This window comes from Salipiger sp. PrR007, assembly GCF_010499845.1.
Classification (GTDB): domain Bacteria; phylum Pseudomonadota; class Alphaproteobacteria; order Rhodobacterales; family Rhodobacteraceae; genus Salipiger; species Salipiger pacificus_A.
This window is the reverse complement of sequence record NZ_JAAGOZ010000012.1, coordinates 78,149-103,357: the sequence shown is the minus strand read 5'-3', so window position 1 is coordinate 103,357 and position 25,209 is coordinate 78,149. Positions and strand designations below refer to the sequence as shown.

Below are 25,209 nucleotides of genomic sequence, written 5' to 3'. Positions count from 1 at the left end.
CGCTACTCCAGCGTATAGGGCAGGATGTCCCGGCGCTCGGGGTGAATGGAAATCCGCTTCTCAAGCGGCGGCACCGAGCGTTGGTGACAATCGGTGCGCTCGCAAATCCGGCAGGAGATGCCGATCGGCTCGAAGGCGCGGTCCTGCCCCAGATCCAGCCCGTCGGCATAGACCAGCGCGCCGGCGTGTTTCACCTCGCAGCCGAGCGCGATGGCAAAGCGCCGCACCGGTGCGCCAAAGCGGCCCGCGGGCTTGGTCACGTCGCGCGCCAGCAGCACGTAGCGCACCCCGTCAGGCGTTTCGGCGAGCTGGCGCAGGAACTGGTTCGGCGTCTCGAAGGCCTGGTGCACGTTCCACAGCGGGCAGGCGCCGCCGAAACGGGCGAACTGCAGCCGGGTCGAGGAGTGCCGCTTGGTGATCGTTCCGGCCTGATCCACCCGCGCGAAAAAGAATGGAATGCCTTTTGCGCCGGGTCGTTGAAGCGTCGAGAGCCGGTGCGCCACCTGCTCGACCGAAGCGCCGAAGCGCGCCGCCAGAAGCTCCAGGTCATGCCGGGTCTCCTGCGCGGCTTCCAGTAGCCGCATATAGGGCATCATCACCGCACCGGCGAAGTAATTGGCGAGCCCGAGCTTGGCGATGGCACGGGCCGTGTCGGACTGGAAACGGGCCAAATCGAGCGTCGCCTCGAGCAGCTTGTCCTGCCGCAGCAGCGCCACCTGGATCAGCATCTGGAAGGTCAGCGTCTCGGGCTGCGCCAGCGACGACATGGTCAGCACCCGCTGCTCGGCGTCATAGCTGCGCAGCGGCGCGGATTGCGAGAATTCCAGGGTGATGCCGCGCTCGCGCAAGTGGGCGATGACCGCCCCGCGCAGGTCGGCGCCGCCCTCTCCCAGCGAATGCGCGTAGTGCTCGGCGGCGCGGTCCACCGCGTCGATGTAATTGTCGCAATAATGGAAGAAGTCGCGCACCTCTTCCCAGGGCGACGGCTGCATCTGCGTGCCCTCCCGCCCCAGCGCCTCGTCGAGCGAGGCCAGCCGCTCGTGGGTCTGCCGATAGGCGCGGTGCAGTTCGAGAAAGGCCCGGGCGAGGGCGGGGGCATTGGAGGCGGTGAGCCGCAGGTCGGCCAGCGGCGGCGCATGCTCGCCGAAGACCGGGTCGGCCAGCGCCTCGCGCATGTCCGAGATCAGCCGCTCCGAGTCGCCTTGGCCCAGCTCTGTGACGTCGAAGCCGAACTCCTGCGCCAGCGCCAGCACCACCGTGGTCGAAACCGGGCGGTTGTTGTTCTCCATCTGGTTGAGATAGGGCAGCGACACGCCGAGTTTCCCGGCAAAGTCCTTTTGCGTCAGCCCCAGCCGCCCGCGCAGGTCGCGCAGCTTCGCGCCCGCGTAGAGTTTTCGTGTCGCCATGTTTGCACCTTTGCCCCCATCTCTGGCAATTTTGCAAACTCACCCGGCGGCGTCCAGCCCCCCGAGCCGACGTTCGCGGCGGATCACCAGCAGGATCGAGATCACCGAGCCGACGGCGGTCGCCAGCATGAGCCAGAGCAGCGGCCAGGCGCCCGTGCCCGGTTGCAGAAGCGCCCCCGCCAGCGCCGAGAGCGCGGCGCCGCCGCCGATCATGATCGCCCCGCCAAGGCCCGAGGCGGTGCCCGCGAGATGCGGCCGCACGGAAAGGGTGCCCGCCGTGGCATTGGGGATGGTCATGCCGTTGCCAAGGCCGACAAGGGTCATGAAGCCGAAGAAGATCAGCGCCGAGCCACCGTCGGTCAGCGCGAAGGTGAGTAGTGCGGCCGCGAGTCCGCCGGTGAGGATCAAGGAGCCCCAGAGGATCATGCGGTTGAGGCCGACCCGCGCCGAATAGCGTCCCGAGATTCCGTTCCCGATGAAATACCCCACGGCAGGGGCGCCGAAATGCACACCCAAGGATGCCGGGCTCAGCCCGTAGACCTCGGAGCCGACAAAGGGCGCGCCGCCGAGGTAGGAGAAGAAGGCGCCCGAAGAGAGCGCGCAGGCCATGGCGTAGCCCCAGAAGCGCGGGCTCTTCAGCAGCTCGGGGTATTCGCGGAACTGCGCGGCCAACGACAGGCCGCTGGAGACCGAGGTCTCGCCGAGGTCGCGCCAGCTCAGCCAGAACACCGCACCGCCGAGCGCGAAGAGCAACCAGAAGATCGCCTTCCAGCCCAGCAGCTCGCCGAGCGCGCCGCCGATCACCGGGCCAACCATCGGAACCACCGCGACGCCCATGGTGACATAAGCGATCATCGAGGCGGCCTCTTCCTGGCCGACCATGTCGCGCACCACGGCGCGGCTCAGCACCATGGCCGTGACGATCACCGCCTGGCACATGCGGAACAGCAAGAAGAGCGTGATGTTGCTGGCGAAGATGCATCCCAGCGTTGCCAGCATGAACAACGCGACCCCCCAGAGAATCACCGGCCTGCGGCCCAGCTTGTCCGAGATCGGCCCGATCAGTATTTGCAGCGCGGCATTGACCCCGAGGTAGATCGCAACCGAAAGCTGCATCAGCCGGTACTCGGTGTCGAAATAGGCCGTCATCTGCGGCAGCGACGGCAGAAAAACGTTCATCGCCAGCGCCGACAGCCCGGCAAGCAGGACTAGCGTGACAAGATGCGGTGGGGTCGAGGGGTCGAGAAAGCGCCCGCGCGATGATGTGCTCATGAGGTTTCCGTATGTCGCGCGCTTCTCAAAGTCCACGTGTATCACATCAGTGGGACGATATTTGCTGATTTGCTATTTGCTATCACGGCTGTTTTCAAGATTTGCAAATTTGCCGAATTTGACTTGAGCGGTGGGGCCTCCACTGTATGGTCCGGGCAAACGGAGAGGACTGGCCATGAAAGACATTCTTCACGAACTGGAGGCGCGCCGCGCAGACGCCCGCCTCGGCGGTGGGCAGAAGCGGATCGACGCGCAGCACGCCAAGGGCAAGCTGACCGCGCGCGAACGCATCGAGCTCCTGCTCGACGAGGGCAGTTTCGAAGAATACGACATGTTCGTCTCGCACCGCTGCACCGATTTCGGGATGGAGAACAACCGTCCCAGCGGCGACGGGGTGATCACCGGCTGGGGCACGATCAACGGCCGCATGGTCTATGTATTCAGCCAGGACTTCACCGTCCTTGGCGGGTCCGTCTCGGCCACTCACGCGATGAAGATCTGCAAGATCATGGACATGGCCATGCAGAACGGCGCGCCGGTGATCGGGCTCAACGACTCCGGCGGCGCGCGCATCCAGGAGGGGGTCGACAGCCTCGCGGGCTATGCCGAGATCTTCCAGCGCAACATCATGGCCTCGGGGGTGATCCCGCAGATCTCGGTGATCATGGGGCCCTGCGCCGGCGGCGCGGTCTACTCGCCGGCGATGACCGACTTCATCTTCATGGTGAAAGACACCTCCTATATGTTCGTCACCGGCCCCGACGTGGTGAAGACGGTGACCAACGAGGTGGTGACCGCCGAGGAGCTGGGCGGCGCGACCACCCACACCCGCAAATCCTCGGTCGCCGACGGCGCCTTCGAGAATGATGTCGAGGCGCTTGCCGAGGTGCGGCGCCTTGTCGACTTCCTGCCGCTGAACAACCGCGAGAAGCCGCCGGTGCGGCCCTTCTTCGACAACGTGGAGCGGGTGGAAAGCTCGCTCGATACGATCATCCCGGAAAACGCGAACCAGCCCTACGACATGAAGGAGCTGATCGGGAAGGTCGCCGACGAGGGTGACTTCTACGAGATCCAGGAAGAGCACGCCAAGAACATCATCACCGGCTTCATCCGACTCGAGGGGCAGACCGTCGGCGTGGTGGCCAACCAGCCGATGGTGCTCGCGGGTTGCCTCGACATCGACAGCTCGAAGAAAGCCGCGCGCTTCGTCCGCTTCTGCGACTGCTTCGAGATCCCGATCCTGACCTTCGTCGACGTGCCGGGCTTCCTGCCGGGGACCTCGCAGGAATACGGCGGCGTCATCAAGCACGGCGCCAAGCTGCTCTTCGCCTTCGGCGAGGCGACGGTGCCGAAAGTGACCGTCATCACCCGCAAGGCCTATGGCGGCGCCTACGACGTGATGAGCTCCAAGCACCTGCGCGGCGATGTGAACTATGCCTGGCCGACCGCCGAGATCGCGGTGATGGGAGCCAAGGGGGCGACCGAGATCATCCACCGCGCGGACCTCGGCGACGCCGAGAAGATCGCCAAGCATACGGCGAGCTACGAGGACCGTTTCGCGAACCCCTTCGTCGCGGCGGAACGCGGCTTCATCGACGAGGTGATCCAGCCGCGCTCCACCCGTCGCCGGGTGAGCCGCGCCTTCGCGATGCTGAGGAACAAGAGCCTTAGCAACCCGTGGAAGAAGCACGACAATATTCCCCTCTGACTCGGAGGCCGCGATGCAGGTGAAGGGATGGCACGTGGCACGCGAGGGCGAGGCGGTAACGCTTGCCCGGCGCTGTCCGGCGCGCTTCGATCTAAAGGTCGAGACGCTGCTGCCGCCGGTGGGCCGGCTCGATCGGCTGGCGCATCAGGTGCGGCAGGACATGTGGCGGGCGCTGCGCGACCTGCGCGGCTTCGCCCCGGTGGTGCGCGTGACGCCCCGCGAAGGCGGCGTCACCGTCGAAGCGGGCGGAGAGGTGGCCGGCGCCGTGCCGCGACAAGCCGTCGAAGCGCGCATCGCCGACGTTCTGGAAGATCGCGCCAACCGGGCGCGCTGGGTGAACTGGGCGGCCTGAGTTGCCGCGTAAGATGAGGAACGGGAGGTCCTTGTGACGCTCGATTGCACGAGGCTGAGCAAGATCGGGACTCTGGCTCTGGCGCTTGCCATGACGCCGGGCCTGGCCACGGCGCTAGAGGAGAGCGTCGTGGCAGTGCCCTCGGGCATGCCGGTCACCTTTTACGACGCGCTGTGGGATGCCTCGGCCGCGATCAAGCGCTTCCGCTTTCTGGCACCGCAGATCGGCGGTGCGACCCCTCGCAGCTTCGACGAAGTCGCCGCCGACATGCAGCATCTTTGCGACAGTTTCGCCCTGCCGCAGCTCGGAGGCGCGGAGGTGATTCCGTCCCTGATCGTCATTTCGCTCATGGCCGAACCAGTTGCCCATGGGGAAAGCGCACCTGAGATCCGTCAATATTTCGAAGCCTATAGCCCCCGAAACGGGGTCTGTGTCTGGGAGGCGTTCTGATGTTGTTCTCGTCGTGCGCGGAAATCCGCTCAGATTTCTCCAATTTTGTGCCCCCCGATCGGAAAAATCTGCCGACGAAGCGAGTTACGTATTTCTTTTTCGTAACTTGCGCTATGTTGGGGGGTGATTGCACATTCGCAGTCGAAACACCCGAACGAGGGCAGACCGGGCCGCAAGGTTCCGTAGGGCCCAGAGAATCTGACAGGAGAATAAGATGTCCAAGAGCATCCATCTGCTTGCAATGCTTGGCTTCGTCGCAACCCTTTCCGCTTGCGGCGGCCAGCAGGAAGAAGAATACGTGGTTGTGGATCCGGAGCCCGTTACCGCGGAGCCCGTTTACACCGGCAAGTACAAGTAACTTGTCGCCGGGGCGGGCCTTCGGGTCCGTCCCGCACTCCCGGCCCCGCAGGGCCGCATCTCACCGCCCGCTTCCACGGGCCCTTATAGAGGGGGGCCCGGTATGCTGAAGCACCGCGGCTTTCCGAGCCGACTTCCTGGCACGGACTTTCAATTCACCATCCGCCGCGCGAACCCCAAGGGGATCACCGCCATCATCCGGCGGGAGCGCTTCCGCGACCGCAAGGCGGCGGACAAGCGCGCCGACCTGGCCTTCATGGCCTCGCTCTGGGCGCACTTCGGTACCGAACCTTTCGAACGTGGCAATCTCGACGCCGGGCGGCTTTCCTGGCTCTTCGGCCGCGAAGTGCTGCCCTACGATGATCCCTTCGACCCCGAGAGCTACGAGGCGATGCTGGTGATCAACGAGGCCGCCGCCCGCGCGTCTTTCCCCGAGGCTTTCGACGAGAACGACGAATGGGCGTAAACTCGCTCTTCCTTTCGCGCCATGCGCGAAAAGGGGCCGGTCTGGCCTATCCTACGGGGTATGGCTTTGACCGGGCCGGCGAGTCGTGCACTCTCAAGACGTTGCGGGCAATGACGCAGTCTCTGGCTGCGCCCATTGCTCGCCGTTACCCTTCCCCTCGCGGGCGTTGCGGCACATCCCCTGACCGCGCGCCCGCTTCTTTTTTCTCTCCGTCCGAACAAGGTGCCCGTCTGACGGCGCAGGCAGATCGCCGCGCCGCGCAAAGAGCTTCGGACGGGGGCATTCCGTCGCGTCAGTGGGGCGGGAAATGCGCGGGGTTGCGCCCGCAGGGCGCCCTGCGTCGGCGGAGCGGCGCGCATGCCGCAAGAAAACGAAATGATGTGTGGAACCTTCACCAAATCCGTGGCGTTGAAGAGCAAGTTCAACTTACACAAATCGGGGAGTGTCCCTCATGCAAAACGTTATCCGTATCCTTGCCGTCCTTGGTGTCTTTGGTGTCGCTGCTTGCGAGAACTCCGACCTCCAGCGCGGCGCAATCGGCGCAGGCAGCGGCTATCTCATCGACCGCGCGGTCGGCGGTGACGGCATGGTCGGCGCAGCGGTTGGCGCAACCGCGGGCGTGGTCTGCGACGACGTCACCCCGCAGTACTGCAACTAATCTGACGCGGCACGGCGGCGGCGTTCGCCGCACGCCGGCTTACACGTTTTCCAAGGCCACCGGAGCAATTCGCTCCGGTGGCCTTTTTGCTGTCCTCAGCCAGCATTTTGCCGAAGCCGCGGCGCTGCCCGCCGGCCAAGAAACGCAACGAAAGGGAGAGACATGTTCGACAAGATCCTGATCGCCAACCGCGGTGAGATCGCCTGCCGGGTCATCAAGACCGCGCGCAAGATGGGCATCAAGACCGTGGCGGTCTATTCGGATGCCGACAAGCACGCGCTGCATGTCGAAATGGCCGATGAGGCGGTGCACATCGGCCCGCCGCCCGCCAATCAGTCCTACATCGTGATCGACAAGATCATGCAGGCGATCAAGGACAGCGGCGCGCAGGCGGTGCATCCGGGCTACGGTTTCCTGTCGGAGAATCCCAAGTTCGCCGAGGCGCTCGAGGCGGCCGGTGTCGCCTTCATCGGCCCGCCCAAGGGCGCGATCGAGGCGATGGGCGACAAGATCACCTCCAAGAAGATCGCGCAGGACGCGGGCGTCTCGACCGTGCCCGGCTACATGGGGCTGATCGAGGACGCCGACGAGGCGGTGAAGATCTCGGGGGAGATCGGTTATCCCGTCATGATCAAGGCCTCGGCGGGCGGCGGCGGAAAGGGCATGCGCATCGCCTGGACCGACGAGGAGGCGCGCGAGGGCTTCCAATCGTCCAAGAACGAGGCGGCCAGCTCCTTCGGCGACGACCGCATCTTCATCGAGAAATTCGTCACCCAGCCGCGCCACATCGAGATCCAGGTGCTCTGCGACGCGCATGGCAATGGCATCTATCTCAACGAGCGTGAATGCTCGATCCAGCGACGCAACCAGAAGGTTGTCGAAGAGGCGCCGAGCCCCTTCCTCGACCCCGAGACCCGCAAGGCGATGGGCGACCAGGCCGTCGCCCTGGCCAAGGCGGTGGGCTACACCAGTGCCGGAACCGTCGAATTCATCGTCGACGGCGACAAGAACTTCTACTTCCTCGAGATGAACACCCGCCTGCAGGTGGAGCACCCGGTGACCGAGCTGATCACCGGCGTCGATCTTGTCGAGCAGATGATCCGCGTCGCCAACGGCGAGCCGCTGTCGATCACCCAGGACGACGTGCAGATCAACGGCTGGGCCATCGAGAACCGGCTCTACGCCGAGGATCCCTATCGCGGCTTCCTGCCCTCGATCGGCCGCCTGACCCGCTATCGGCCACCCGCCGAGGGCGAGCTGCTGGGCGGCGTCGTGCGCAACGACACCGGCGTCTTCGAGGGCGGCGAGATCTCGATGTACTACGACCCGATGATCGCCAAGCTCTGCACCTGGGCGCCGACCCGCGAGCAGGCCATCGAGGTCATGCGCAACGCGCTCGACAGCTTCGAGGTCGAGGGCATCGGGCACAACCTGCCGTTCCTTGCCGCGGTCATGGACCACGAGCGGTTTGTCTCGGGCAATATCACCACCGCCTTCATCGCCGAGGAGTATCCCGACGGTTTCCAGGGCGTCACGCTGGGCGCTGACGCGCTGCGCGATGTTGCCGCCGCCTGCGCCGCGATGAACCGCGTCGCCGAGATCCGCCGCACCCGAATCTCGGGCACGCTCGACAACCACGAGCGGCAGGTGGGCGACCATTGGAACGTGTCGCTGCAGGGCGAGAGCCTCGACGTGGTGCTGGCCGCAGACAAGCAGGGCACAACGGTGAAATTCGAGGATGGCGCGGAAATTCGCGTCACCGGCGACTGGACCCCGGGCCACGCGCTCGCGCACATGCAGGTCAACGGCAAGCCGCTGGTGCTGAAGGTCGGCAAGATCTCGGGCGGCTTCCGCATCCGCACCCGTGGTGCCGACCTCAAGGTGAACGTGCGCACCCCGCGTCAGGCCGAGCTCGCACGGCTGATGCCCGAGAAGCTGCCGCCCGACACCTCGAAGATGCTGCTCTGCCCGATGCCGGGTCTCATCGTGAAGGTGAACGTCTCGGAGGGCGACGAGGTGCAGGAGGGCCAGGCGCTCTGCACCGTCGAGGCGATGAAGATGGAGAACATCCTGCGCGCCGAGCGCAAGGGCAAGGTCTCCAAGATCAACGCAGGCCCCGGCGACAGCCTCGCCGTGGACGACGTGATCATGGAGTTCGAGTGATCCATGGCGGACGGGGGGCACATGGTGGCAGACGGGGCAGGGCGCCACGCCCGAGGCCGACCGCTGCCGTGCGCCCCTCGGTCTGTCCGGATCGCCGGTCTGGCTGACTGGCTTGGCTTATTGGCTCGGCGCGTATGGCTCGCGCAGCGTGTCGCGACGGTCGCGGACCTCCTGCTGGCGCAGCGGCTGCTTGTCGATCGACCGGGTGATCTCGCGCACGTCCCAGGGGCTGGCCTTGCGGATGATCACCGAGCCGTCCTTGGCCAGCTGCATCAGCATGAAGCCGCGCGGCCGCATGGCGCGGCGGATCGGGCTGCGCGCGGCCGGGTCGGTGTCGGTGATGACCACCACGTCGCGCTCGACCAGCACGTCGAGCCGCTCGGTGATCAGCTGCATCTGCTGCACGTATCGCGGATCGCTGGGGTTGTCGGCAAAGACCAGAAGGGGCCGCTTGAGCCAGAGAAACTCGTCGAGCGTGGTCTCGCCCGCCGGGCGGATCGACTCGTCGAGGCTCGGCGTTTCCGCGCTCTGCGCCGCGCCGAGTCCCGCGGTGAGCGTCAGAAAGGCAAGCAGGACAAGGGCAATACGGCGTGTCATGCAACAAGATATAGGCAAGCGGGGCGCCACTGCACAGGCCCTGCCTGCTTGGGTGACGAAAAAATTAGCCGCCGCCTGACCGCGGCAGCTCGCGCGTGAACGAAGGGGTGCTGCGCGCGCCGGGACCGCCCGGCCCGACGCCCGCTAGGAGAGAGGACGAGACGATGACGGCGAAGAAGGACGATTGGCGCCAGCTCGCGGAGAAGGAACTGAGAGGGCGTCCGCTGGACGATCTGACCTGGCACACGCTCGAAGGCATCGACGTGCAGCCGCTCTATACCGCCGAAGACACGGCGGATCTGCCACACATGGGCACGCTGCCGGGCTTCGGTCCGTTCACCCGCGGGGTGAAGGCGACCATGTACGCGGGCCGTCCCTGGACCATCCGGCAATACGCGGGCTTCTCGACCGCCGAGGAGTCGAACGCCTTTTACCGCAAGGCGCTGGCGGCGGGGCAGCAGGGGGTTTCGGTCGCCTTCGACCTCGCCACTCACCGCGGCTATGACAGCGACCACGCGCGGGTGGTCGGCGATGTGGGCAAGGCGGGCGTTGCCATCGACAGCGTCGAGGACATGAAGATCCTCTTCGACGGCATCCCGCTCGACAAGATTTCCGTCTCGATGACGATGAACGGCGCGGTGATCCCGATCCTCGCCAGCTTCATCGTCGTCGGCGAAGAGCAGGGCCACGACCGCTCCGTGCTCTCGGGGACCATCCAGAACGACATCCTCAAGGAGTTCATGGTCCGCAACACCTACATCTACCCGCCCGAGCCCTCGATGCGGATCATCTCGGACATCATCGAGTACACCTCGAACGAGATGCCGAAATTCAACTCGATCTCGATCTCCGGCTACCACATGCAGGAGGCTGGCGCGAACCTCGTGCAGGAGCTGGCCTACACGCTCGCCGACGGGCGCGAATACGTGCGCGCCGCGATCAATGCCGGGATGGATGTCGACAAGTTTGCAGGGCGGCTGTCGTTCTTCTTCGCCATCGGCATGAACTTCTTCATGGAGGCGGCCAAGCTGCGCGCTGCGCGCACGCTCTGGCACCGCATCATGACCGAGTTCGGCGCCAAGTCCGACCGCTCGAAGATGCTGCGCACCCATTGCCAGACCTCGGGTGTCAGCTTGCAGGAGCAGGACCCCTACAACAACGTCATCCGCACCGCCTACGAGGCGATGAGCGCGGTTCTGGGCGGCACCCAGTCGCTGCACACCAACGCGCTCGACGAGGCGATCGCGCTTCCCACCGAGTTCTCGGCCCGGATCGCGCGCAACACCCAGCTCATCCTCCAAGAAGAGACCGGGGTGACCAATGTCGTCGATCCGCTGGCGGGCTCATACTACGTGGAAAGCCTCACCAACGAGCTGATCGAGAAAGCCTGGGCGCTGATCGAGGAAGTCGAGGAGATGGGCGGCATGACCAAGGCCGTGGCCTCGGGCATGCCCAAGCTGCGCATCGAGGAGACCGCCGCGCGCCGTCAGGCGCAGATCGACCGCGGCGAAGAAGTGATCGTCGGGGTCAACAAGTACCGCAAGGACAAGGAAGACCCGATCGACATTCTCGACATCGACAATGCCAAGGTGCGCGAGAGCCAAGTCGCCAGGCTGGAGCATGTCCGCGCCACCCGCGATCAGGCGAAATGCGACGCCGCGCTGGCCGAGCTCGAGCGGCGCGCGAAGGAGGGCGGCAACCTTTTGGAAGCCGCGGTCGAAGCCGCCCGTGCGCGGGCCTCTGTCGGAGAGATTTCCATGGCCATGGAAAAGGAATTCGGACGTCACCGCGCCGAGGTTAAGACCCTCGCCGGGGTCTATGGCGCGGCCTACGAGGGCGACGAGGGCTTTGCCCAGATCCAGCGCGATGTTGAGAGCTTCGCCGAGGCGGAAGGCCGCCGCCCGCGGATGCTGGTGGTGAAGATGGGGCAGGACGGGCACGACCGCGGCGCCAAGGTCATCGCCACCGCCTTTGCCGACATCGGCTTCGACGTCGACGTCGGCCCGCTCTTCCAGACCCCGGAAGAGGCGGCGCAGGACGCCATCGACAACGATGTGCACATCGTCGGCATCTCGTCGCAGGCTGCGGGCCATAAGACGCTCGCCCCGCAGCTGGTGCAGGCGCTGAAGGATCAGGGCGCCGAGGACATCATCGTGATCTGCGGCGGCGTGATCCCGCACCAGGACTACGACTTCCTCTACAAGGCCGGGGTCAAGGCGATCTTCGGACCGGGCACCAATATCCCCTCGGCGGCCAAGGAGATCCTCGGCCTCATCGGAGCGCCCCGCGCGGCGGAATGACAGGGGGCGGCTCACGCAGACTGCGTGAGCCCTCTCGCCGCCCGCGCGTACGACGGGCGGCGGCTCCGTGCTCAGATGAACGGCACGAAAGGCACCCCGCAGGCCGCGAGACCAAGCGTTGCGGCGAGCATCAGGAGGAGCGTGCGGGTTTTCATCGGGACTGTCCTTGCCTCGGGGCCCGGTCGTCGCTGCCGGGCATTTGCGCGGCACCCTAACGGCGGCATGCGCGATTGACCACCATCAGACGCCCTTGACCATGCTGCCGCGCAGCAAAGGGACCATTTCACCATTGCGCGCCCCGCGCCCCCGGCTATCGTGATGCGATGCAATCACATCGGAGGGATGATGCTCGAGCTTGATCACCTGGCGGTTCTCGGCGAGACGCTGGCAGAGGCGGTGAGCCATGCCGAAAGCGGGCTTGGCCAGCCGCTGTCGCCGGGCGGGGCGCATCCCGACTTCGGCACCCACAACTTCCTGATCGGGCTGGAAGACGAGCTCTACCTCGAGGCCATCGCGGTCGACCCCTCGGCGCCCGCGCCGGGGCGGGCGCGTTGGTTCGGCCTCGATCACTTCTCTGGCCCCGCACGGCTCGACAAATGGATTTGCCGGGTGCCCGACATCGACGCGGCGCTGGCGCGCTTTCCCATGGCCGGAGAGGCGGTCGCCGTCACCCGCGGGTCGCTAAGCTGGAAGATCTCTGTGCCCCGCGACGGGATGCTGCCCTACGACGGGCTCTTCCCGGCGCTGATCGAATGGGAAAGCCCGGTGCCGCCAGGCGTGTCGCTTGACGGTGCCGGCGTGCGGCTCGAGCAGCTCACCGTGGCGCACCCGCAGGCCGACGAGATGCAGGCGCTGATCGGCTCGGTACTGATGAGCCCGCAGGTTGGTTTCGCGGTCGAGGCAAAGCCTGCCCTGCGCGCCGCTTTCGCCACACCGTCGGGGCGCCGGGTGCTGCAGTGATCATCCGTCCTGCGACCGCGGGGGACGCCGACGCCGTCGCGGCGATCTGGAACCCGATCATCGACGAGAGCGCCGCCACCTTCACCAATCTGCGCAAGAGCCCCGAGGGGCTTCAGGCTGATTTCGCCGCACGCGGCCCGGCCTTCGTCGTCGCCGAGGAGGAGGGGGGGCTGGTGCTCGGCTTTGCCACCTTTTTCCAGTTCCGCGGCGGCCCGGGTTACGCCCGGACGTTCGAGCACACGGTGATCCTCGGCCCCGCAGCGCGCGGGCGGGGCGTCGGGCGGGCGCTGATGGAGGCGCTGATGGACGAGGCGCGGGCGCGGGGCGCGCACAGCCTCTTTGCCGGGGTCTCGGGCGAAAACCCGGCGGGCATCGCCTTTCACGCCGCGCTCGGCTTCAAGCAAATCGCCCGCCTGCCCGAGGTTGGCTTCAAGTTCGGACGCTGGATGGATCTTGTGCTCATGCAGAAGTTCCTCTGACGGGCGGCACCGCCGAGATGCGCTGAAACGCCATAGAATTTTCGTGACCCCTCATTGTCGCACTGACAGTTGCCGCATTGCCGCGTAAACTGGGCGCATGTCGATCTGGACCCGCATCTCCGAAGCCATCGCCGCCCTTGCCAAGGGCGAGGGGCTTGCCGCCGTCTTCGAGCGTCTGCGCCAGCCGCCCGAGCGCAGTGTCGCCTTCACCATCGCCGTCATCGCGCTTTCCGCTAAGATGGCCAAGGCCGACGGGCAGGTGACCCGCAACGAGGTCGCTGCCTTCCGCGAGATCTTCACCATCGCGCCCGAGGACGAGGGCGCAGCGGCGCGGGTGTTCAACCTCGCCCGTCAGGACGTGGCTGGATTCGAGGAATACGCGCGCCGCATTCGGCGCATGTTCGATGGCAATGCGCAGCAGCTTTCGGACCTGCTGGAGGGACTCTTCTACATCGCCATGGCCGATGGCAACTACCACACGGCCGAGAATGCCTTCCTCGAGCGGGTCGCCGAGATCTTCGAGATGCCCGACGCCACCTTCCGGGCGCTGCGCGCGCGCTTCGTTCCGGATTGCGCGCCGGATCCCTTCACCGTGCTTGGCGTCAGCCCCGAGATGCCGATCAAGGACATCCGCAAGCACTGGCGCCAGCTCGTGCGGGAAAGCCACCCCGACGTGATGTGCGCCCGCGGCCTTCCGGAAGAGGCGATCAAGCTCTCGGAAAAGCGGCTCATCGCCATCAACCAGGCATGGGAAGAGATCTCGGCCCGCGAACAGGTCTGAGGCCATGCGCCTTGCCACATACAACGTCGAATGGTTCGATGACCTCTTCAGCGATCGCGGCGAGCTGCTGATCGACGAGCACTGGTCCGGGCGGCGTGACATCACCCGGGCCGATCAGGCCGAGGCACTGGGGATGGTCTTCACGGCCATGGACGCCGATGCGGTGATGATCATCGAGGCGCCCGACACCGGCACCCGCCGCGACACCCGCCGCGCCCTTCGCAACTTCGCCAGCGCCTTCGACCTGCGCACGCGCGAGGTGCTGGTCGGCTTCGTTAACGACACCCATCAGGAGATCGCGCTGCTCTATGACCCGGACAAGATGCGCGTACAGCACGTGCCGGGGCAAAGTGACCGGGCGCCGCGCTTCGACGGCGAGTTCCGCATCGATCTGGACTTCGACGACACCGAGGACGTCGTGGCCTTCTCAAAGCCGCCGCTCGAGGTCGAGCTGACCACGGCCGGGGGCAGGGTGCTGCGCCTGATCGGCGCGCATCTGAAATCCAAGGCGCCGCATGGCGCCAAGGGCGAAGACCAGATCATGCGCACCTCCATCGCCAATCGGCGCAAGCAGCTGACCGAGGCGATGTGGTTGCGGCGGCGGGTCGACGCGCTGCTCGAGCAGGGCGAGAGCGTCATCGTCATGGGGGATCTCAACGACGGCCCGGGTCTTGATGAATACGAGGCGCTTTTCGGCCATAGCTCGGTCGAGATCATTCTCGGCGAAGGCGACGGGGCACTCTACGATCCCCACGCGGCGCAGGCGCTGAGGGGCAAGCTTCGGCCGCATCCCAGTACCGCGCGCTTCTACATCGCGCCCGAGAAACGCTACCTGCAGGCTCTGCTCGACTACGTCATGGTCTCGCGCGATCTGCGCGAGGTGGCGCGCGAGTGGCGGATCTGGCACCCCTTCGAGGACGCCCATTGCTGGCAGGCGCCCGAGCTTTGCGCGGCGCTGCTGACCGCATCTGACCATTTTCCGGTCACGCTGGATCTTGCCGTCTGACCGGGGTGCCGGGGTTTCTCTGTCGCGACTCGCACAAGCCGCCTATAGTTCCGCAATGAGCCGGATTTTCCCTTTTGCCCTAGCGGCATGCTTCCTTGCGGCGCCTCTTGCGCCGCTTACCCCGCCCGCCTTCGCACAGGAGGCGGCCCCCCTCGGAGAGACGGAGGACGCGCCGGACGACGGCCCCGGCCTGATGCAGCGCGGCGCCGACATGTTCTTGCGCGGCCTGCGCGACGAACTCGACCCGGCGCTGCAGGATCTCAAGGGGCTGGCCGACCGCATGGGGCCGGCCCTGCAGAGCTTCGTCGACGAGATGGGGCCCGCCATGGCGCAGCTCTCGGAGCAGGTCGAGGACTGGACGCTCTACGAGGCGCCCGAGATGCTGCCCAATGGCGATATCCTGATCCGCCGCCGCGAGAAGCTCGACCCCGACGCACCCGAGGCGGCACCGGAGATGCCCGAGCACGGGCCGTCCGGCGAGATCGAGCTCTGAGTCAGAGCAGCTCGCGCGGCGCGCCGTCGATCTCCAGTACCAGCGCCTTGGCCGAGAGCGCCTTGGCGAGCGACAGGAGCCGCGCCTCGGCCACCTCGCCGTAGAGCGGCGCCACCTCGCGGGTCAGTCGCAGCCTCAGGCGACGCTCTTCGGGCTCCCAGTCGAACTGCGCGCCGTCCTCGTTGCTGACATCCGACATCCAGAGCATCGAGCCGAAGCGCATCGCCTTGCCGAGAATCTCGGCCTCCTGCGTGCGCTCCTTGTCGAGAAGCGCGTAGAAATCCTCGAACCGGGTGCCCTCGCGCTTGTTGCGGTAGCGGTGCAGCAGGGCGAGGCCGAGATAGACCCGCTCGGGGTGGTCGAGCCCGCCCAAGTTCGCGCGGGTGGCATTGTCGAAACAGGTCTCGGCCCGATAGTCGGGATGGGCGCGCCAGCTCACGTCATGCAGCAGGCAGGCCGCCTTGACGATGCGCAGCGTGGCCTCCGAGGCGTCCGGGAAGAGCGGCAGCACGAAGCGGAACAGCTTCTTGCCGAAGCCGGGCAGGCGGGCGTCCTTGGCCTCGGCGAAGCGGCAGGCCTCGATCAGCGGGTCGCGGTCGCGCAACATCTGCGGCATCTGCTCGTAGAGCAGCCCCTCGCGGATGCCGTAGCTCGAGATCGCGATGCCGGTCGGCTTGAAGACCTTCAGCAACTCGGCCAGCACTTCGGCGGCATAGGGCACAAGGCTCATCCGCGCCGAGGAAATGCCGCAGGCCGAGCGCAGCGCGTCGAGATCGGCGTCCTCGATGAATTTGAGCGTCTCCTCCGCCGACTCCACCGTCATCCGGTACTCGTGCAGCACGTGCAGCGGATAGCCGAGCCGCTCCATGTCGATGCGCGCGATGGCGCGCCACGACCCGCCAACGAGGAACAGTGGCGACGGCTCGGTGCCCATGCGCTCGGCGAGCCCGGCGATCGCCTTGGCGATGTACTTCTCGCGGGCCTTCTTGCCACCCTCGAGGTCCTTGAACTTCAGCGGCCCCAGTTCCGAGGTCGCGCGCTTGCCGATCTGCCCGCCGCGAATCTCGGCGAGTTCCATAGACGAGCCGCCGATGTCGCTGACCAGCCCGTTCGCGCCCGGCCAGCCGAGCAGCACGCCCTGCGCCGACAGCCGCGCCTCCTCGTCGCCGTCGATCACCCAGATCTTCAGACCGGTCGCCTGCTCGATCTCGGCGCGGAAGGCAGGACCGTCCTCGGCCTCGCGCATGGCGGCGGTGGCCACGGCGGTGAGCGGCGGCAGCTCCATGCCTCGGGCCAGCGTCTGGAAGCGCTGCAGCGCCGCCAGCGCGCGTGCCTTGCCCTCGGGGTTCAGCCGTCCGGTCTCGGACATGCCGGCGCCGAGGCCGCACATGATCTTTTCGTTATAGAAATACGCAGGGCTGCGCGCCGCGCCGTCGAAAACCACGAGCCGCACCGAGTTCGACCCGATGTCCACCACGCCGACCTTCGACAGGCGCCGCGCGCGGGGATCTTCGAACAGCGGCCGCCCGAATAGGCCCGCATCGCCGTGGCTGGAGTCGCCGTTACCGTCCATCTGCTCCTCCGGCATTGGTCTCGCCCTACCCTCTAGCATGGAGAGCCCGGGGCGCAAAAGAGCCTAGGGCGCTGCGCGCGCGCAGCAAGCGATGGAGCGGGGGCTCCGCCCCTGCGGCACCTGCGCGCCGCAGGGGCGTATTCAGAAAAGAGAAGGAGGGGCGGCGCGCGCCCTGCTGTCGTGTTGCCGAAACGATGCCCGCCCGAGGCCTCCGCGCTCAGTCACCTGCGTGGGTGAGCTTGGGCACGTCCTTGGCCCCGGCCGAACCGCGGCCCGAGAGCGAGGGATTCTCCATGAAGAAGCGATGGCAGTTGAACGAGAATTCTCCCTCCGGGACCGGGTGCCGGGTGAACTTGCCAGAGGGTTCCATCACCCAGCTCTGCGCCGTGTCGGCGAGGTTCGCCGCCATGATCTGGCTGACGATCTGCGCCTTCACCGTGGGGTTCATGATCTCGACCCCGGTCTCGATGCGGCGGTTGAGGTTGCGTCCCATCCAGTCCGCCGAAGAGATGAGCACCCGCGACTTGCTGTGCGGCAGCCCGTGGCCATTGCCGAAACAGGCGATGCGCGAGTGTTCCAGGAAACGGCCGACGATGCTCTTGACGCGGATGGTCTCGGACAGGCCCTTGACCCCCGGCCGCAGCCCGCAGATTCCGCGGATCACGCAGTCGATCTTCACCCCCGCCTGGCCGGCGGCATAGAGCGCGTCGATCATGTCCGGCTCGATCAGCGAGTTCATCTTCAGCCAGATCTGCGCCGGGCGGCCCGCCCGGGCGTGTTCGGCCTCGGCCTCGATCAGCTCGAGCATGCGGGGCTTGAGCGTGTGCGGCGAGATGACCAGGTTCTCGAGCCCCTCGGGCATGGCGTAGCCCGACAGGTAGTTGAAGATCTTCGACGCATCCCGACCAAGCGCCGCGTCGCAGGTGAAGAAGCTCAGATCGGTGTAGATCTTGGCGGTAATCGGGTGGTAGTTGCCGGTGCCCCAGTGGGTGTAGGTCACCAGCCTGTCGCCCTCGCGGCGCACAACGCTCGAGATCTTGGCGTGGGTCTTCCAGTCAAGGAAGCCATAGACGACATGGGCGCCCGAACGCTCCAACCGCCGCGACTGACGAATGTTGGCGGCCTCGTCGAAGCGCGCCTTCAGTTCCACCAGCGCGGTCACCGACTTGCCGTCCTCGGCCGCCTCGCAAAGCGCTTCCACGATGGGCGAGTTGCGCGAGGTGCGGTAGAGCGTCTGCTTGATCGCCACCACGTCGGGATCGAGCGCCGCCTGGCTCAGGAAGCGCACCACCATGTCGAAGGTCTCGTAGGGATGGTGCAGCAGCATGTCCTTCTGCTTGATCGCCTCGAACATGTTGCCTTCGTGGTCCTGCACCCGTTCGGGCACCCGCGGGGTGAAGCTGGGCCACAAGAGGTCCGGGCGGTCGTCGAGCACCAACTCCTTGAGGTCGGCCATGCCGATCATCCCGTCGAGCTCGATCACCTCGTCCTCGCCGACCAGCAGCTCACGCATGACGATGCTGCGCAGCTGCTTGGGCGCGCCGGCGGTGATCGTCAGCCGGACCACCTCGCCGCGCCGGCGGCGCTTCAGCGCCACCTCGAACTCGCGCACCAGATCTTCGGCCTCTTCCTCGACCTCGATGTCGCTGTCGCGCAGCACGCGGAAGCCGAAGTGGTCCTTCACCCGGTAGCCCGGGAAGAGGCTTTCGATGTGCAGCAGCAGCACGTCTTCGAGGAAGATGAAGCGCTTTGCACCCTCGCCTGCGGGCAGGTCGATGAAACGGGAGATCTGATGCGGGATCGGCAGCAGCGCCTGCCGGGTACGGCGGTCGCGCTTGCGCTCGAGTTCGAGCGCGAGGCAGTAGCCCATGTTGGCGATGAAGGGGAAGGGGTGCGCCGGGTCGATGGCCAGCGGCGAGAGCACCGGGAAGACCTGCTCGAGGAATTGCCTCTGCAGGAACTCGAGGTCCTCGGGCTGCAGGTCTTCGCGCAGCACGAGGCTGATGCCCGCCGCTTCCAGCTCGAGTTGCAAGGCGCCGAGCACCCGCTGTTGCTGCGCCATGAGCTCGCGCGCGTCCTGGTCGATGAGCACCAGTTGCTCGGCCGGGGTCAGCCCGTCCGCCGCCGGCGTGGTGTTGCCCGCATGGGCGAGCTCGCGCAGGCCGGCGACGCGCACCGTGTAGAACTCGTCGAGGTTGGTCGCCGAGATCGACAGGAAGCGCAGCCGCTCCAGCAGCGGCACCTTGGTGTTCTCGGCCTCTTCCAGCACCCGCCAGTTGAAGCCAAGCCAGCTGAGCTCGCGGTTGAAGAAACGGCCCGGCCCGGACAGGTCGATGTCGGGCAGCTTCAGGGGCTCGGGGATCGGGGCTTTGAGAAAATCGGCGATGGTCATGGGGGGCATATGCGTCACAAATTGCAACAACTTGATGAAAGGGCAAGGATGACCGACCGGCGCGGGCGGCGCAAGCTCCTCTAGCTTCGGCGCGCGAGAGAGAGCAAGACGTCGCGCGCCAGGGCCCGGGTGATGCCCTTGGCGCGGCCGAGGGCCCGGGCATCAAGCTCGGCGGCGACGCGCTGTGCCATGGCGAAGCTGCGCGGCATCTGGCGCAGCAGGTAGGGGATCACATCGGGGGCCGGGATGCAGTGCCGGTCGGCCAGCAGCTTGGCCAGCACCGCTGCCAGCAGCGCGTCGTCGGGCTCGCGCAGGGTGGCGGTCTGGGTGGCCTCCATGCGCGACTTGAGATCCGCCAGCCCCAGCGGCCAGTGCCGCGGCGCGGTCTCGGCACTCAACAGCAGCGGCTGGCCCTGCGCCAGCGAGAGGTTGTGCAGATGAAAGAGCGCCTCCTCGGCGGCGCGGTTCCCGGCGATCCGCGGCACGTCCTCGACGCAGATCGGCCTGGCGGCGAGCTCAAGGATCGGCAGGCCGGGCAGGGCGGTGGCAGGCAGGATCCTCGCGCCGCTCTCGGCGGCCCAGACATGCGCAAGATGGGTCTTGCCCGAGCCCGCGGGGCCGACCAGCAGCAGCTTGCCCGCGGGCCAGCCCTGCCAGCCGTCGAGCAGCGCCACGGCGAGGCTGTTGGAGGAAGAGACGAAATAGTCCTCGCGCCCCAGCGCGGCGCGGACCGGCAGGGGCAAGGCAAGCTGCCGGGCCATGCTCACCGGGCCTCGGGGTCCGTCGCCACGCGGCCTTTTCGGTAGCCCTCGGTCTCGAGCCCGCGGTAAAGCTGGCTTTCCTTGTACTGGTCGATCACGAAGCGCATGATCACCCCCAGCGCGGCGGCGAGCGGCACGGCAACCAGCATGCCGACGAAGCCAAAGAGCGTGCCGAAGACCGAGAGCGCGAAGATCAGCCAGACCGGGTGGAGCCCGATCGAGCTGCCCACCAGTTTCGGGGTCAGGAAATTGCCCTCGAGGAACTGGCCGAGGAAGAAGATCCCCGCCACCGCGGCGATCCAGTACCATTCCCCCCAGAACTGGAAGAGCGCCAGCCCGATGGCCAGCGCGCCGCCGATGATCGCGCCGACATAAGGGATGAAGGTCAGCAAGCCCGCGACCACGCCGACGACGAGGCCGAAGTTCAGCCCCACCAGTGCCAGCGCGATGGCGTAGTAGCAGCCGAGGATCAGGCAGACCGAGCCCATGCCGCGCACGAAACCGGCGAGCGTGGCGTCGATCTCGCGGGCGAGATGGCGCACCACCGGCGCGTGATCGCGCGGCAGCAGCTCGTCGATGCGCGCCACCATGCGATCCCAGTCGAGCAGCAGGTAGACCGCCACCACCGGCACGATGACGAAAAGCATCAGGATGTTGATCACCGACATCGCCGAACTGAGCGCGGTGTTCAGCAATTCCGCCCCGCGCTCCTTGACCGTGTCGCCCACCGTGCCGATCGCTTCGCGCATCGGGCTGCCCTCGTCGACCAGCGTCGGGAAGTGCACGCCGATGAAGTCGCGCAGGTCGCGGAACAGCTGCGGCGCGGTCTCGATCAGGTCGGCGGCCTGGCGTACCAGCGTCGGGATCACCGCGAGCGCGAGAATGACAAAGATCAGAATCGCGCAAAGGGTGATCACCAGCGTCGCCATGGCACGGCTCAGCCCCAGCCTCTCGAGCCGGTCGGCGACGGGATCGAGGAAATAGGCAATCGCCCCGCCGAGGATGAACGGCAGCAGCACATTGCCGAGGTACCAGAGCACCACGGCAAAGACGATGGCGGCCACGCCCCAGTACTTCATCTGATCGCGGACGGGCAGCGCCATGGGAATCCTTTCCTTGCGGTGTATCCTTGATCGCCGCTCCGCGGCATTTTTTCAAGTCCGAGAGGCTGTTGCGGCAGGTTCAGGCAGGATCGCCGCTCGGTGCCTGTGCGAAGCCGCCGGCGCGCCCGGCCCGAGGGCTGATGGGTCCGCGCGCGGGCCCCGCGGGAGAGGCGCTTTCCGCATCGTCCGACGGGCCCGGCGCGGCCCAGCCCCCCGCGCGGGCACTTGCCCTTGGCGCGGGCTTCGCCTAACCCGGTCCAAACGCCAATTTCCGGGAGGCCCGCATGCGTCTGAGCCGTTATTTCCTGCCCGTTCTGAAAGAAACGCCGTCCGAGGCGCAGATCGTGTCGCACCGCTACATGCTGCGCGCCGGCATGATCAAGCAATCGAGCGCGGGGATCTATTCCTGGCTGCCGCTGGGCTTCAAGGTGCTGCGCAAGATCGAGGACATCATCCACGAGGAGCAGAAGCGCGCGGGCCATATCCCGATGCTGATGCCGACGATCCAGTCGGCGGACCTCTGGCGTGAATCGGGTCGCTACGACGACTACGGCGAGGAAATGCTGCGCATTCGCGACCGGCATGACCGCGACATGCTGTTCACGCCCACCGCCGAAGAGCTGATCACCGACATCTTCCGCAGCCACGTCGGAAGTTACAAGGACCTGCCGCTGACGCTGTACCAGATCCAGTGGAAGTTCCGCGACGAGATCCGCCCCCGCTTCGGCGTGATGCGCGGCCGCGAATTCTACATGAAGGACGGCTACAATTTCGACCTGACCAAGGAAGACGCGCTGCACGCCTACAACCGCCACCTCGTCAGCTACCTGCGCACCTACGAGCGCATGGGCCTGCAGGCAATCCCGATGCGCGCCGACAGCGGACCGATCGGTGGCGATGACACGCACGAGTTCCTCGTGCTGGCCGAGACCGGCGAGTCCGAGGTCTTCTACGACAGCCAGATCACCGAGCTGAAGTTCGGCGACCGCGAGATCGACTATGACTCGGTCGAGCAGTGTCAGGCCGTGCTCGAGGAGTTCACCTCGCGCTACGCCCGCACCGACGAGACCCACGACGAGGCGCTCTTCGCCGAAGTCCCCGAGGAACGCCGCCGCACCGCGCGCGGCATCGAGGTCGGCCAGATCTTCTACTTCGGCACCAAGTACTCCGAGCCGATGGGCGCCACCGTCGTCGACAACGAGGGCAACAAGGTGCCGGTGCACATGGGCTCGCACGGCATCGGCGTGTCGCGCCTGCTGGGCGCGATCATCGAGGCCAGCCATGACGACAAGGGCATCATCTGGCCCGAGGGTGTCACGCCCTTCCATTGCGGCATCGTCAACCTCAAGCAGGGCGACGACGAGGCGGATGCCGCCTGCGAGGCGCTCTACACGTCGCTGACCGCGCTCGGACTCGAGCCGCTCTACGACGACCGCAACGAGCGCGCCGGTGGCAAGTTCGCCACGATGGATCTGATCGGCCTGCCGTGGCGCATCACCGTCGGCCCGCGCGGGCTGAAGAACGGCGTGGTCGAACTGACCTCGCGCCGCACCGGCGAGAGCGAGGAGCTGTCCCCCGAGGCGGCGGTCGCGCGCATCGCGCAGATCTATGGCGTGGTTGCGAAGGGCTGAGCGCCGGACTGCCTGAAACGGGTGGGGGCGCTGCCCCCCGCTCGGCTTACGGTGACGGCATCCCCGGGGTGTGTCTCCCTGGAAGAAAGGGCCGGTCGCGGGGTTCCGGGGCCGGCCTTGTCGTATCTTGCGCAGCGTCCTTCCGGGCGGGGGCGCGAAAGCCATTGACTGGGCCGCGTCCCGTTCCGATGTCTGGGGTCCAGAGGAAAGGGGTTTCATGGACGATCTGAAGGCACGGTTGGTGGGCGAGGCGGCAGAGGTGGGCTTTGCGGCCTGCCGCATCTGCCGCCCCGGCGACGTGCCGCAGCTGGCCGAGCGGCTGGCGGCCTTTCTCGAGGCGGGGTACCATGGGCAGATGGGCTGGATGGCCGAGCGCACCCATTGGCGCGGCAACCCGGCGGCGCTCTGGCCCGAGGCGCGCTCGGTGATCATGCTAGCCGAGAACTACGGCCCCGAGCACGACCCCCGAACGGTGCTGACGCAACAGGACCGCGCGGCGATCTCGGTCTACGCACAGAACCGCGACTACCACGACGTGGTGAAAAAGAAGCTCAAGCGGCTCGGGCGCTGGCTGATCGATGCCGCTGGCCGCGAGGCAGGGGCCGAGCCGCCGCAGATCAAGGTCTTTGTCGACACCGCGCCTGTGATGGAGAAACCGCTGGGACAGGCGGCGGGGCTGGGCTGGCAGGGCAAGCACACCAATCTGGTCAGCCGCGAGCTGGGATCGTGGTTCTTTCTTGGGGCGATCTTCACCACGCTGGAGCTGCCGGTCGATGCGGCCGAGCGCGACCATTGCGGCTCTTGCCGGGCCTGCCTCGACGCCTGCCCCACGGCGGCCTTCCCGGCGCCCTACCGGCTCGATGCGCGGCGCTGCATTTCCTATCTGACAATCGAACACGCGGGGCCGGTGGACGAAGAGCTGCGGGGGCTGCTCGGCAACCGCATTTACGGCTGCGACGACTGCCTCGCGGCCTGTCCGTGGAACAAGTTCGCCGAAGTCGCCTCGGAAGTGAAATACCATGCCCGCGAGGATCTGCTCTCGCCGCCGCTGGCCGAGCTGGCGGCGCTGGATGATGCGGGCTTCCGGGCGCGCTTCTCGGGCTCTCCGATCAAGCGCATCGGGCGCAACCGTTTTGTGCGCAACGTGCTCTACGCCATCGGCAACTCGGGGCGAGCGGATCTGCGGGAAGCGGCGCAGGGCCTGTGCGAGGATGCCGACGAGACGGTACGCGACGCGGCGCGATGGGCGGTCGCGCGGCTGGCCGAGGCCGAAGGGGCGGCGGGCTGAGGATTGGCTCTGTCCCCGCGGGGACGGCTGCGGTCGCGATCCGCTGTCCCCGGGGGGACACAGGAAAAATGTCCCCGCGGGGACACAGGAAAAAGCGCCGATGCCGAGGGATGGCACCGACGCTCACGAGGGTTCCTGGGATCCAGGAGGTTCTGACAGGAGTACGTGCCTCCTGCTGTAAAGATGGGCGGGGCAGGGGCAGCCTGCAAGCAAAATCACGCGAATGGGATAGCGGGTGTTCGCCAAGTGCGTGTGTCGTGATCATTGATGCGACCTGAGCGTGCACGCCGCAGGGCCAGAGCCGTGCAAACGCCCCCTGCGCTGGAGAACACAGGGGGCTTCCGGGGCCACGAGGCAAGCCCCGGACCGCGCCGCGCGGGCGCGGATCGGGTCAGCTGCGGTCGTCGACCAGCAGCTTGATGTGGTCTTGCGCGGCATAGACACCGATCACGTCGTCGGCGTCGTAGCCCTGATCCGTCAGTTCGGCCGTCAGCGCGTCATTCTCCGAGAGCAGCCCGCGCAGCGCGTCGAGCTCCGGCGCGGCGGCCTTCAGTGCGTCATCGAGAGCGTCCGCGCTCTCGTTTGCCTGCCCCTTCAGCCCGCTAAGCGGCAGGATCTCGACCTTCGAGGCTTCGACCACGGTTTCCGGGTCGGCCATGGAAAGGTCGGCGTTGTGCAGCGAGGAAATCACCTGCCCGTAGCTCTGCGGCACGTCGGCGCGCAGCGCGTCGGCGGTTTGCGGCGAAACTGCCATGGTGTCGGTCACGCCCGAGCCGGTGGCACCGGTGGTGTCGGTCATCTCGGAGGACTGAAGCGGCGCCTGCTCCTGCGTGGCGGGGTCCGCGGTGGTGGTCTGCGCATGGGCCGCGACGGACAGCGAGGCGGCGGTGAGAACGGCAAGGCCGAGTTTGGTGGTGGAACGGAGGGTCATCTTGGGTCTTCCTTGCATTCTTGGTCGGTGACTCCGGTACGCATCTCGTGCCGGTCATCGAGACAATGCGCGGAAGCGGCTT

The 25,209-nt window shown here is 66.7% G+C and carries 23 protein-coding genes; 15 read left to right on the top strand and 8 right to left on the bottom strand.

Annotated elements, in window-relative coordinates; all coding sequences use genetic code 11:
- Positions 1 to 2 precede the first annotated feature (2 nt).
- Together G0Q01_RS04425 and G0Q01_RS04420 are read right to left on the bottom strand one after the other, a co-directional pair.
- Positions 3 to 1,406: a short-chain fatty acyl-CoA regulator family protein gene (locus tag G0Q01_RS04425; RefSeq protein WP_108968088.1), complete on the bottom strand. Its 1,404-nt coding sequence runs from the start codon at positions 1,404 to 1,406 to the stop codon at positions 3 to 5.
- Positions 1,407 to 1,445: 39 nt separating this feature from the next.
- On the bottom strand, positions 1,446 to 2,678 hold the full coding sequence (locus G0Q01_RS04420; protein ID WP_164190704.1) for a multidrug effflux MFS transporter: 1,233 nt from the start codon (positions 2,676 to 2,678) through the stop codon (positions 1,446 to 1,448).
- Positions 2,679 to 2,853: 175 nt separating this feature from the next.
- On the opposite strand from G0Q01_RS04420, the gene G0Q01_RS04415 reads away from it, so the two are divergent.
- From G0Q01_RS04415 to G0Q01_RS04390, 7 genes are all read left to right on the top strand, one after another.
- Entirely contained in the window at positions 2,854 to 4,386 is a 1,533-nt protein-coding gene (locus G0Q01_RS04415; protein WP_108968084.1) for an acyl-CoA carboxylase subunit beta, read from the top strand.
- A 13-nt stretch (positions 4,387 to 4,399) separates the two neighbouring features.
- The gene (locus G0Q01_RS04410) at positions 4,400 to 4,738 is read left to right on the top strand and encodes a hypothetical protein (protein WP_164190701.1); all 339 of its coding nucleotides are present in this window, start codon (positions 4,400 to 4,402) and stop codon (positions 4,736 to 4,738) included.
- Positions 4,739 to 4,771: 33 nt separating this feature from the next.
- Entirely contained in the window at positions 4,772 to 5,188 is a 417-nt protein-coding gene (locus G0Q01_RS04405) for a DUF6497 family protein (RefSeq protein WP_164190699.1), read from the top strand.
- Between the two features lie 214 nt (positions 5,189 to 5,402).
- Positions 5,403 to 5,546 (top strand): hypothetical protein, encoded by a 144-nt coding sequence (locus G0Q01_RS26555; RefSeq protein ID WP_193989079.1) that lies wholly within the window; start codon positions 5,403 to 5,405, stop codon positions 5,544 to 5,546.
- 102 nt (positions 5,547 to 5,648) lie between these two features.
- Positions 5,649 to 6,011 carry a hypothetical protein gene (locus tag G0Q01_RS04400; protein ID WP_108968078.1) on the top strand — a complete coding sequence of 121 codons (363 nt, stop codon included), beginning with the start codon at positions 5,649 to 5,651 and terminating at the stop codon, positions 6,009 to 6,011.
- 451 nt (positions 6,012 to 6,462) lie between these two features.
- Positions 6,463 to 6,669, top strand: coding sequence for a hypothetical protein (locus tag G0Q01_RS04395; RefSeq protein ID WP_095882092.1), 207 nt, complete (start codon positions 6,463 to 6,465; stop codon positions 6,667 to 6,669).
- A 162-nt stretch (positions 6,670 to 6,831) separates the two neighbouring features.
- Positions 6,832 to 8,832, top strand: coding sequence for an acetyl/propionyl/methylcrotonyl-CoA carboxylase subunit alpha (locus tag G0Q01_RS04390; protein ID WP_164190697.1), 2,001 nt, complete (start codon positions 6,832 to 6,834; stop codon positions 8,830 to 8,832).
- 117 nt (positions 8,833 to 8,949) lie between these two features.
- Here the strand turns inward: G0Q01_RS04390 and G0Q01_RS04385 are convergent, their stop codons facing one another.
- Positions 8,950 to 9,429 (bottom strand): DUF4174 domain-containing protein, encoded by a 480-nt coding sequence (locus G0Q01_RS04385; protein WP_108968074.1) that lies wholly within the window; start codon positions 9,427 to 9,429, stop codon positions 8,950 to 8,952.
- Between the two features lie 164 nt (positions 9,430 to 9,593).
- On the opposite strand from G0Q01_RS04385, the gene scpA reads away from it, so the two are divergent.
- The 6 genes from scpA (at position 9,594) to G0Q01_RS04355 (ending at position 15,448) form a co-directional block, all read left to right on the top strand.
- Positions 9,594 to 11,729 carry a methylmalonyl-CoA mutase gene (gene scpA, locus G0Q01_RS04380; RefSeq protein WP_164190696.1) on the top strand — a complete coding sequence of 712 codons (2,136 nt, stop codon included), beginning with the start codon at positions 9,594 to 9,596 and terminating at the stop codon, positions 11,727 to 11,729.
- Positions 11,730 to 12,071: 342 nt separating this feature from the next.
- Positions 12,072 to 12,689: a VOC family protein gene (locus G0Q01_RS04375; RefSeq protein WP_370457177.1), complete on the top strand. Its 618-nt coding sequence runs from the start codon at positions 12,072 to 12,074 to the stop codon at positions 12,687 to 12,689.
- The gene (locus tag G0Q01_RS04370) at positions 12,689 to 13,168 is read left to right on the top strand and encodes a GNAT family N-acetyltransferase (RefSeq protein WP_164213027.1); all 480 of its coding nucleotides are present in this window, start codon (positions 12,689 to 12,691) and stop codon (positions 13,166 to 13,168) included. Before G0Q01_RS04375 ends, G0Q01_RS04370 begins: the two co-directional genes overlap by 1 nt.
- 97 nt (positions 13,169 to 13,265) lie before the next feature.
- Positions 13,266 to 13,949 carry a molecular chaperone DjiA gene (locus tag G0Q01_RS04365; protein ID WP_108968068.1) on the top strand — a complete coding sequence of 228 codons (684 nt, stop codon included), beginning with the start codon at positions 13,266 to 13,268 and terminating at the stop codon, positions 13,947 to 13,949.
- A gap of 4 nt (positions 13,950 to 13,953) precedes the next feature.
- Positions 13,954 to 14,955, top strand: coding sequence for an endonuclease/exonuclease/phosphatase family protein (locus G0Q01_RS04360; RefSeq protein WP_164190694.1), 1,002 nt, complete (start codon positions 13,954 to 13,956; stop codon positions 14,953 to 14,955).
- A gap of 55 nt (positions 14,956 to 15,010) precedes the next feature.
- Positions 15,011 to 15,448 (top strand): hypothetical protein, encoded by a 438-nt coding sequence (locus G0Q01_RS04355; protein WP_203594895.1) that lies wholly within the window; start codon positions 15,011 to 15,013, stop codon positions 15,446 to 15,448.
- A gap of 1 nt (position 15,449) precedes the next feature.
- Here G0Q01_RS04355 and G0Q01_RS04350 read toward each other — a convergent pair whose 3' ends face one another.
- From G0Q01_RS04350 to G0Q01_RS04335, 4 genes are all read right to left on the bottom strand, one after another.
- Positions 15,450 to 17,021, bottom strand: coding sequence for a Ppx/GppA family phosphatase (locus G0Q01_RS04350; RefSeq protein WP_164190693.1), 1,572 nt, complete (start codon positions 17,019 to 17,021; stop codon positions 15,450 to 15,452).
- Positions 17,022 to 17,238: 217 nt separating this feature from the next.
- On the bottom strand, positions 17,239 to 19,413 hold the full coding sequence (locus G0Q01_RS04345; protein WP_164190691.1) for an RNA degradosome polyphosphate kinase: 2,175 nt from the start codon (positions 19,411 to 19,413) through the stop codon (positions 17,239 to 17,241).
- 80 nt (positions 19,414 to 19,493) lie between these two features.
- On the bottom strand, positions 19,494 to 20,174 hold the full coding sequence (locus G0Q01_RS04340; RefSeq protein ID WP_164190689.1) for a DnaA/Hda family protein: 681 nt from the start codon (positions 20,172 to 20,174) through the stop codon (positions 19,494 to 19,496).
- Positions 20,175 to 20,176: 2 nt separating this feature from the next.
- Positions 20,177 to 21,277: an AI-2E family transporter gene (locus G0Q01_RS04335; RefSeq protein ID WP_164190686.1), complete on the bottom strand. Its 1,101-nt coding sequence runs from the start codon at positions 21,275 to 21,277 to the stop codon at positions 20,177 to 20,179.
- Between the two features lie 284 nt (positions 21,278 to 21,561).
- On the opposite strand from G0Q01_RS04335, the gene proS reads away from it, so the two are divergent.
- Both proS and queG read left to right on the top strand, forming a co-directional pair.
- A complete protein-coding gene (gene proS, locus G0Q01_RS04330; RefSeq protein WP_164190684.1) occupies positions 21,562 to 22,908 on the top strand; it encodes a proline--tRNA ligase in 1,347 nt (448 codons plus the stop codon).
- Positions 22,909 to 23,125: 217 nt separating this feature from the next.
- A complete protein-coding gene (gene queG, locus G0Q01_RS04325) occupies positions 23,126 to 24,196 on the top strand; it encodes a tRNA epoxyqueuosine(34) reductase QueG (RefSeq protein WP_164190682.1) in 1,071 nt (356 codons plus the stop codon).
- A 391-nt stretch (positions 24,197 to 24,587) separates the two neighbouring features.
- Here queG and G0Q01_RS04320 read toward each other — a convergent pair whose 3' ends face one another.
- On the bottom strand, positions 24,588 to 25,127 hold the full coding sequence (locus G0Q01_RS04320) for a hypothetical protein (protein ID WP_164190672.1): 540 nt from the start codon (positions 25,125 to 25,127) through the stop codon (positions 24,588 to 24,590).
- Between the last annotated feature and the right edge of the window lie 82 nt (positions 25,128 to 25,209).

Coding starts and splice junctions, on each gene's coding strand:
- queG (WP_164190682.1), top strand. CDS start 23,126: ATGGACGATCTGAAGGCACGGTTGGTGGGCGAGGCGGCAGAGGTGGGC.
- G0Q01_RS04395 (WP_095882092.1), top strand. CDS start 6,463: ATGCAAAACGTTATCCGTATCCTTGCCGTCCTTGGTGTCTTTGGTGTC.
- G0Q01_RS26555 (WP_193989079.1), top strand. CDS start 5,403: ATGTCCAAGAGCATCCATCTGCTTGCAATGCTTGGCTTCGTCGCAACC.
- G0Q01_RS04425 (WP_108968088.1), bottom strand. CDS start 1,406: ATGGCGACACGAAAACTCTACGCGGGCGCGAAGCTGCGCGACCTGCGC.
- G0Q01_RS04355 (WP_203594895.1), top strand. CDS start 15,011: ATGAGCCGGATTTTCCCTTTTGCCCTAGCGGCATGCTTCCTTGCGGCG.
- G0Q01_RS04345 (WP_164190691.1), bottom strand. CDS start 19,413: ATGACCATCGCCGATTTTCTCAAAGCCCCGATCCCCGAGCCCCTGAAG.
- G0Q01_RS04350 (WP_164190693.1), bottom strand. CDS start 17,021: ATGGACGGTAACGGCGACTCCAGCCACGGCGATGCGGGCCTATTCGGG.
- G0Q01_RS04390 (WP_164190697.1), top strand. CDS start 6,832: ATGTTCGACAAGATCCTGATCGCCAACCGCGGTGAGATCGCCTGCCGG.
- scpA (WP_164190696.1), top strand. CDS start 9,594: ATGACGGCGAAGAAGGACGATTGGCGCCAGCTCGCGGAGAAGGAACTG.
- G0Q01_RS04340 (WP_164190689.1), bottom strand. CDS start 20,174: ATGGCCCGGCAGCTTGCCTTGCCCCTGCCGGTCCGCGCCGCGCTGGGG.
- G0Q01_RS04410 (WP_164190701.1), top strand. CDS start 4,400: ATGCAGGTGAAGGGATGGCACGTGGCACGCGAGGGCGAGGCGGTAACG.
- G0Q01_RS04320 (WP_164190672.1), bottom strand. CDS start 25,127: ATGACCCTCCGTTCCACCACCAAACTCGGCCTTGCCGTTCTCACCGCC.
- G0Q01_RS04400 (WP_108968078.1), top strand. CDS start 5,649: ATGCTGAAGCACCGCGGCTTTCCGAGCCGACTTCCTGGCACGGACTTT.
- G0Q01_RS04385 (WP_108968074.1), bottom strand. CDS start 9,429: ATGACACGCCGTATTGCCCTTGTCCTGCTTGCCTTTCTGACGCTCACC.
- G0Q01_RS04335 (WP_164190686.1), bottom strand. CDS start 21,277: ATGGCGCTGCCCGTCCGCGATCAGATGAAGTACTGGGGCGTGGCCGCC.
- G0Q01_RS04415 (WP_108968084.1), top strand. CDS start 2,854: ATGAAAGACATTCTTCACGAACTGGAGGCGCGCCGCGCAGACGCCCGC.
- G0Q01_RS04365 (WP_108968068.1), top strand. CDS start 13,266: ATGTCGATCTGGACCCGCATCTCCGAAGCCATCGCCGCCCTTGCCAAG.
- proS (WP_164190684.1), top strand. CDS start 21,562: ATGCGTCTGAGCCGTTATTTCCTGCCCGTTCTGAAAGAAACGCCGTCC.
- G0Q01_RS04375 (WP_370457177.1), top strand. CDS start 12,072: ATGATGCTCGAGCTTGATCACCTGGCGGTTCTCGGCGAGACGCTGGCA.
- G0Q01_RS04420 (WP_164190704.1), bottom strand. CDS start 2,678: ATGAGCACATCATCGCGCGGGCGCTTTCTCGACCCCTCGACCCCACCG.
- G0Q01_RS04360 (WP_164190694.1), top strand. CDS start 13,954: ATGCGCCTTGCCACATACAACGTCGAATGGTTCGATGACCTCTTCAGC.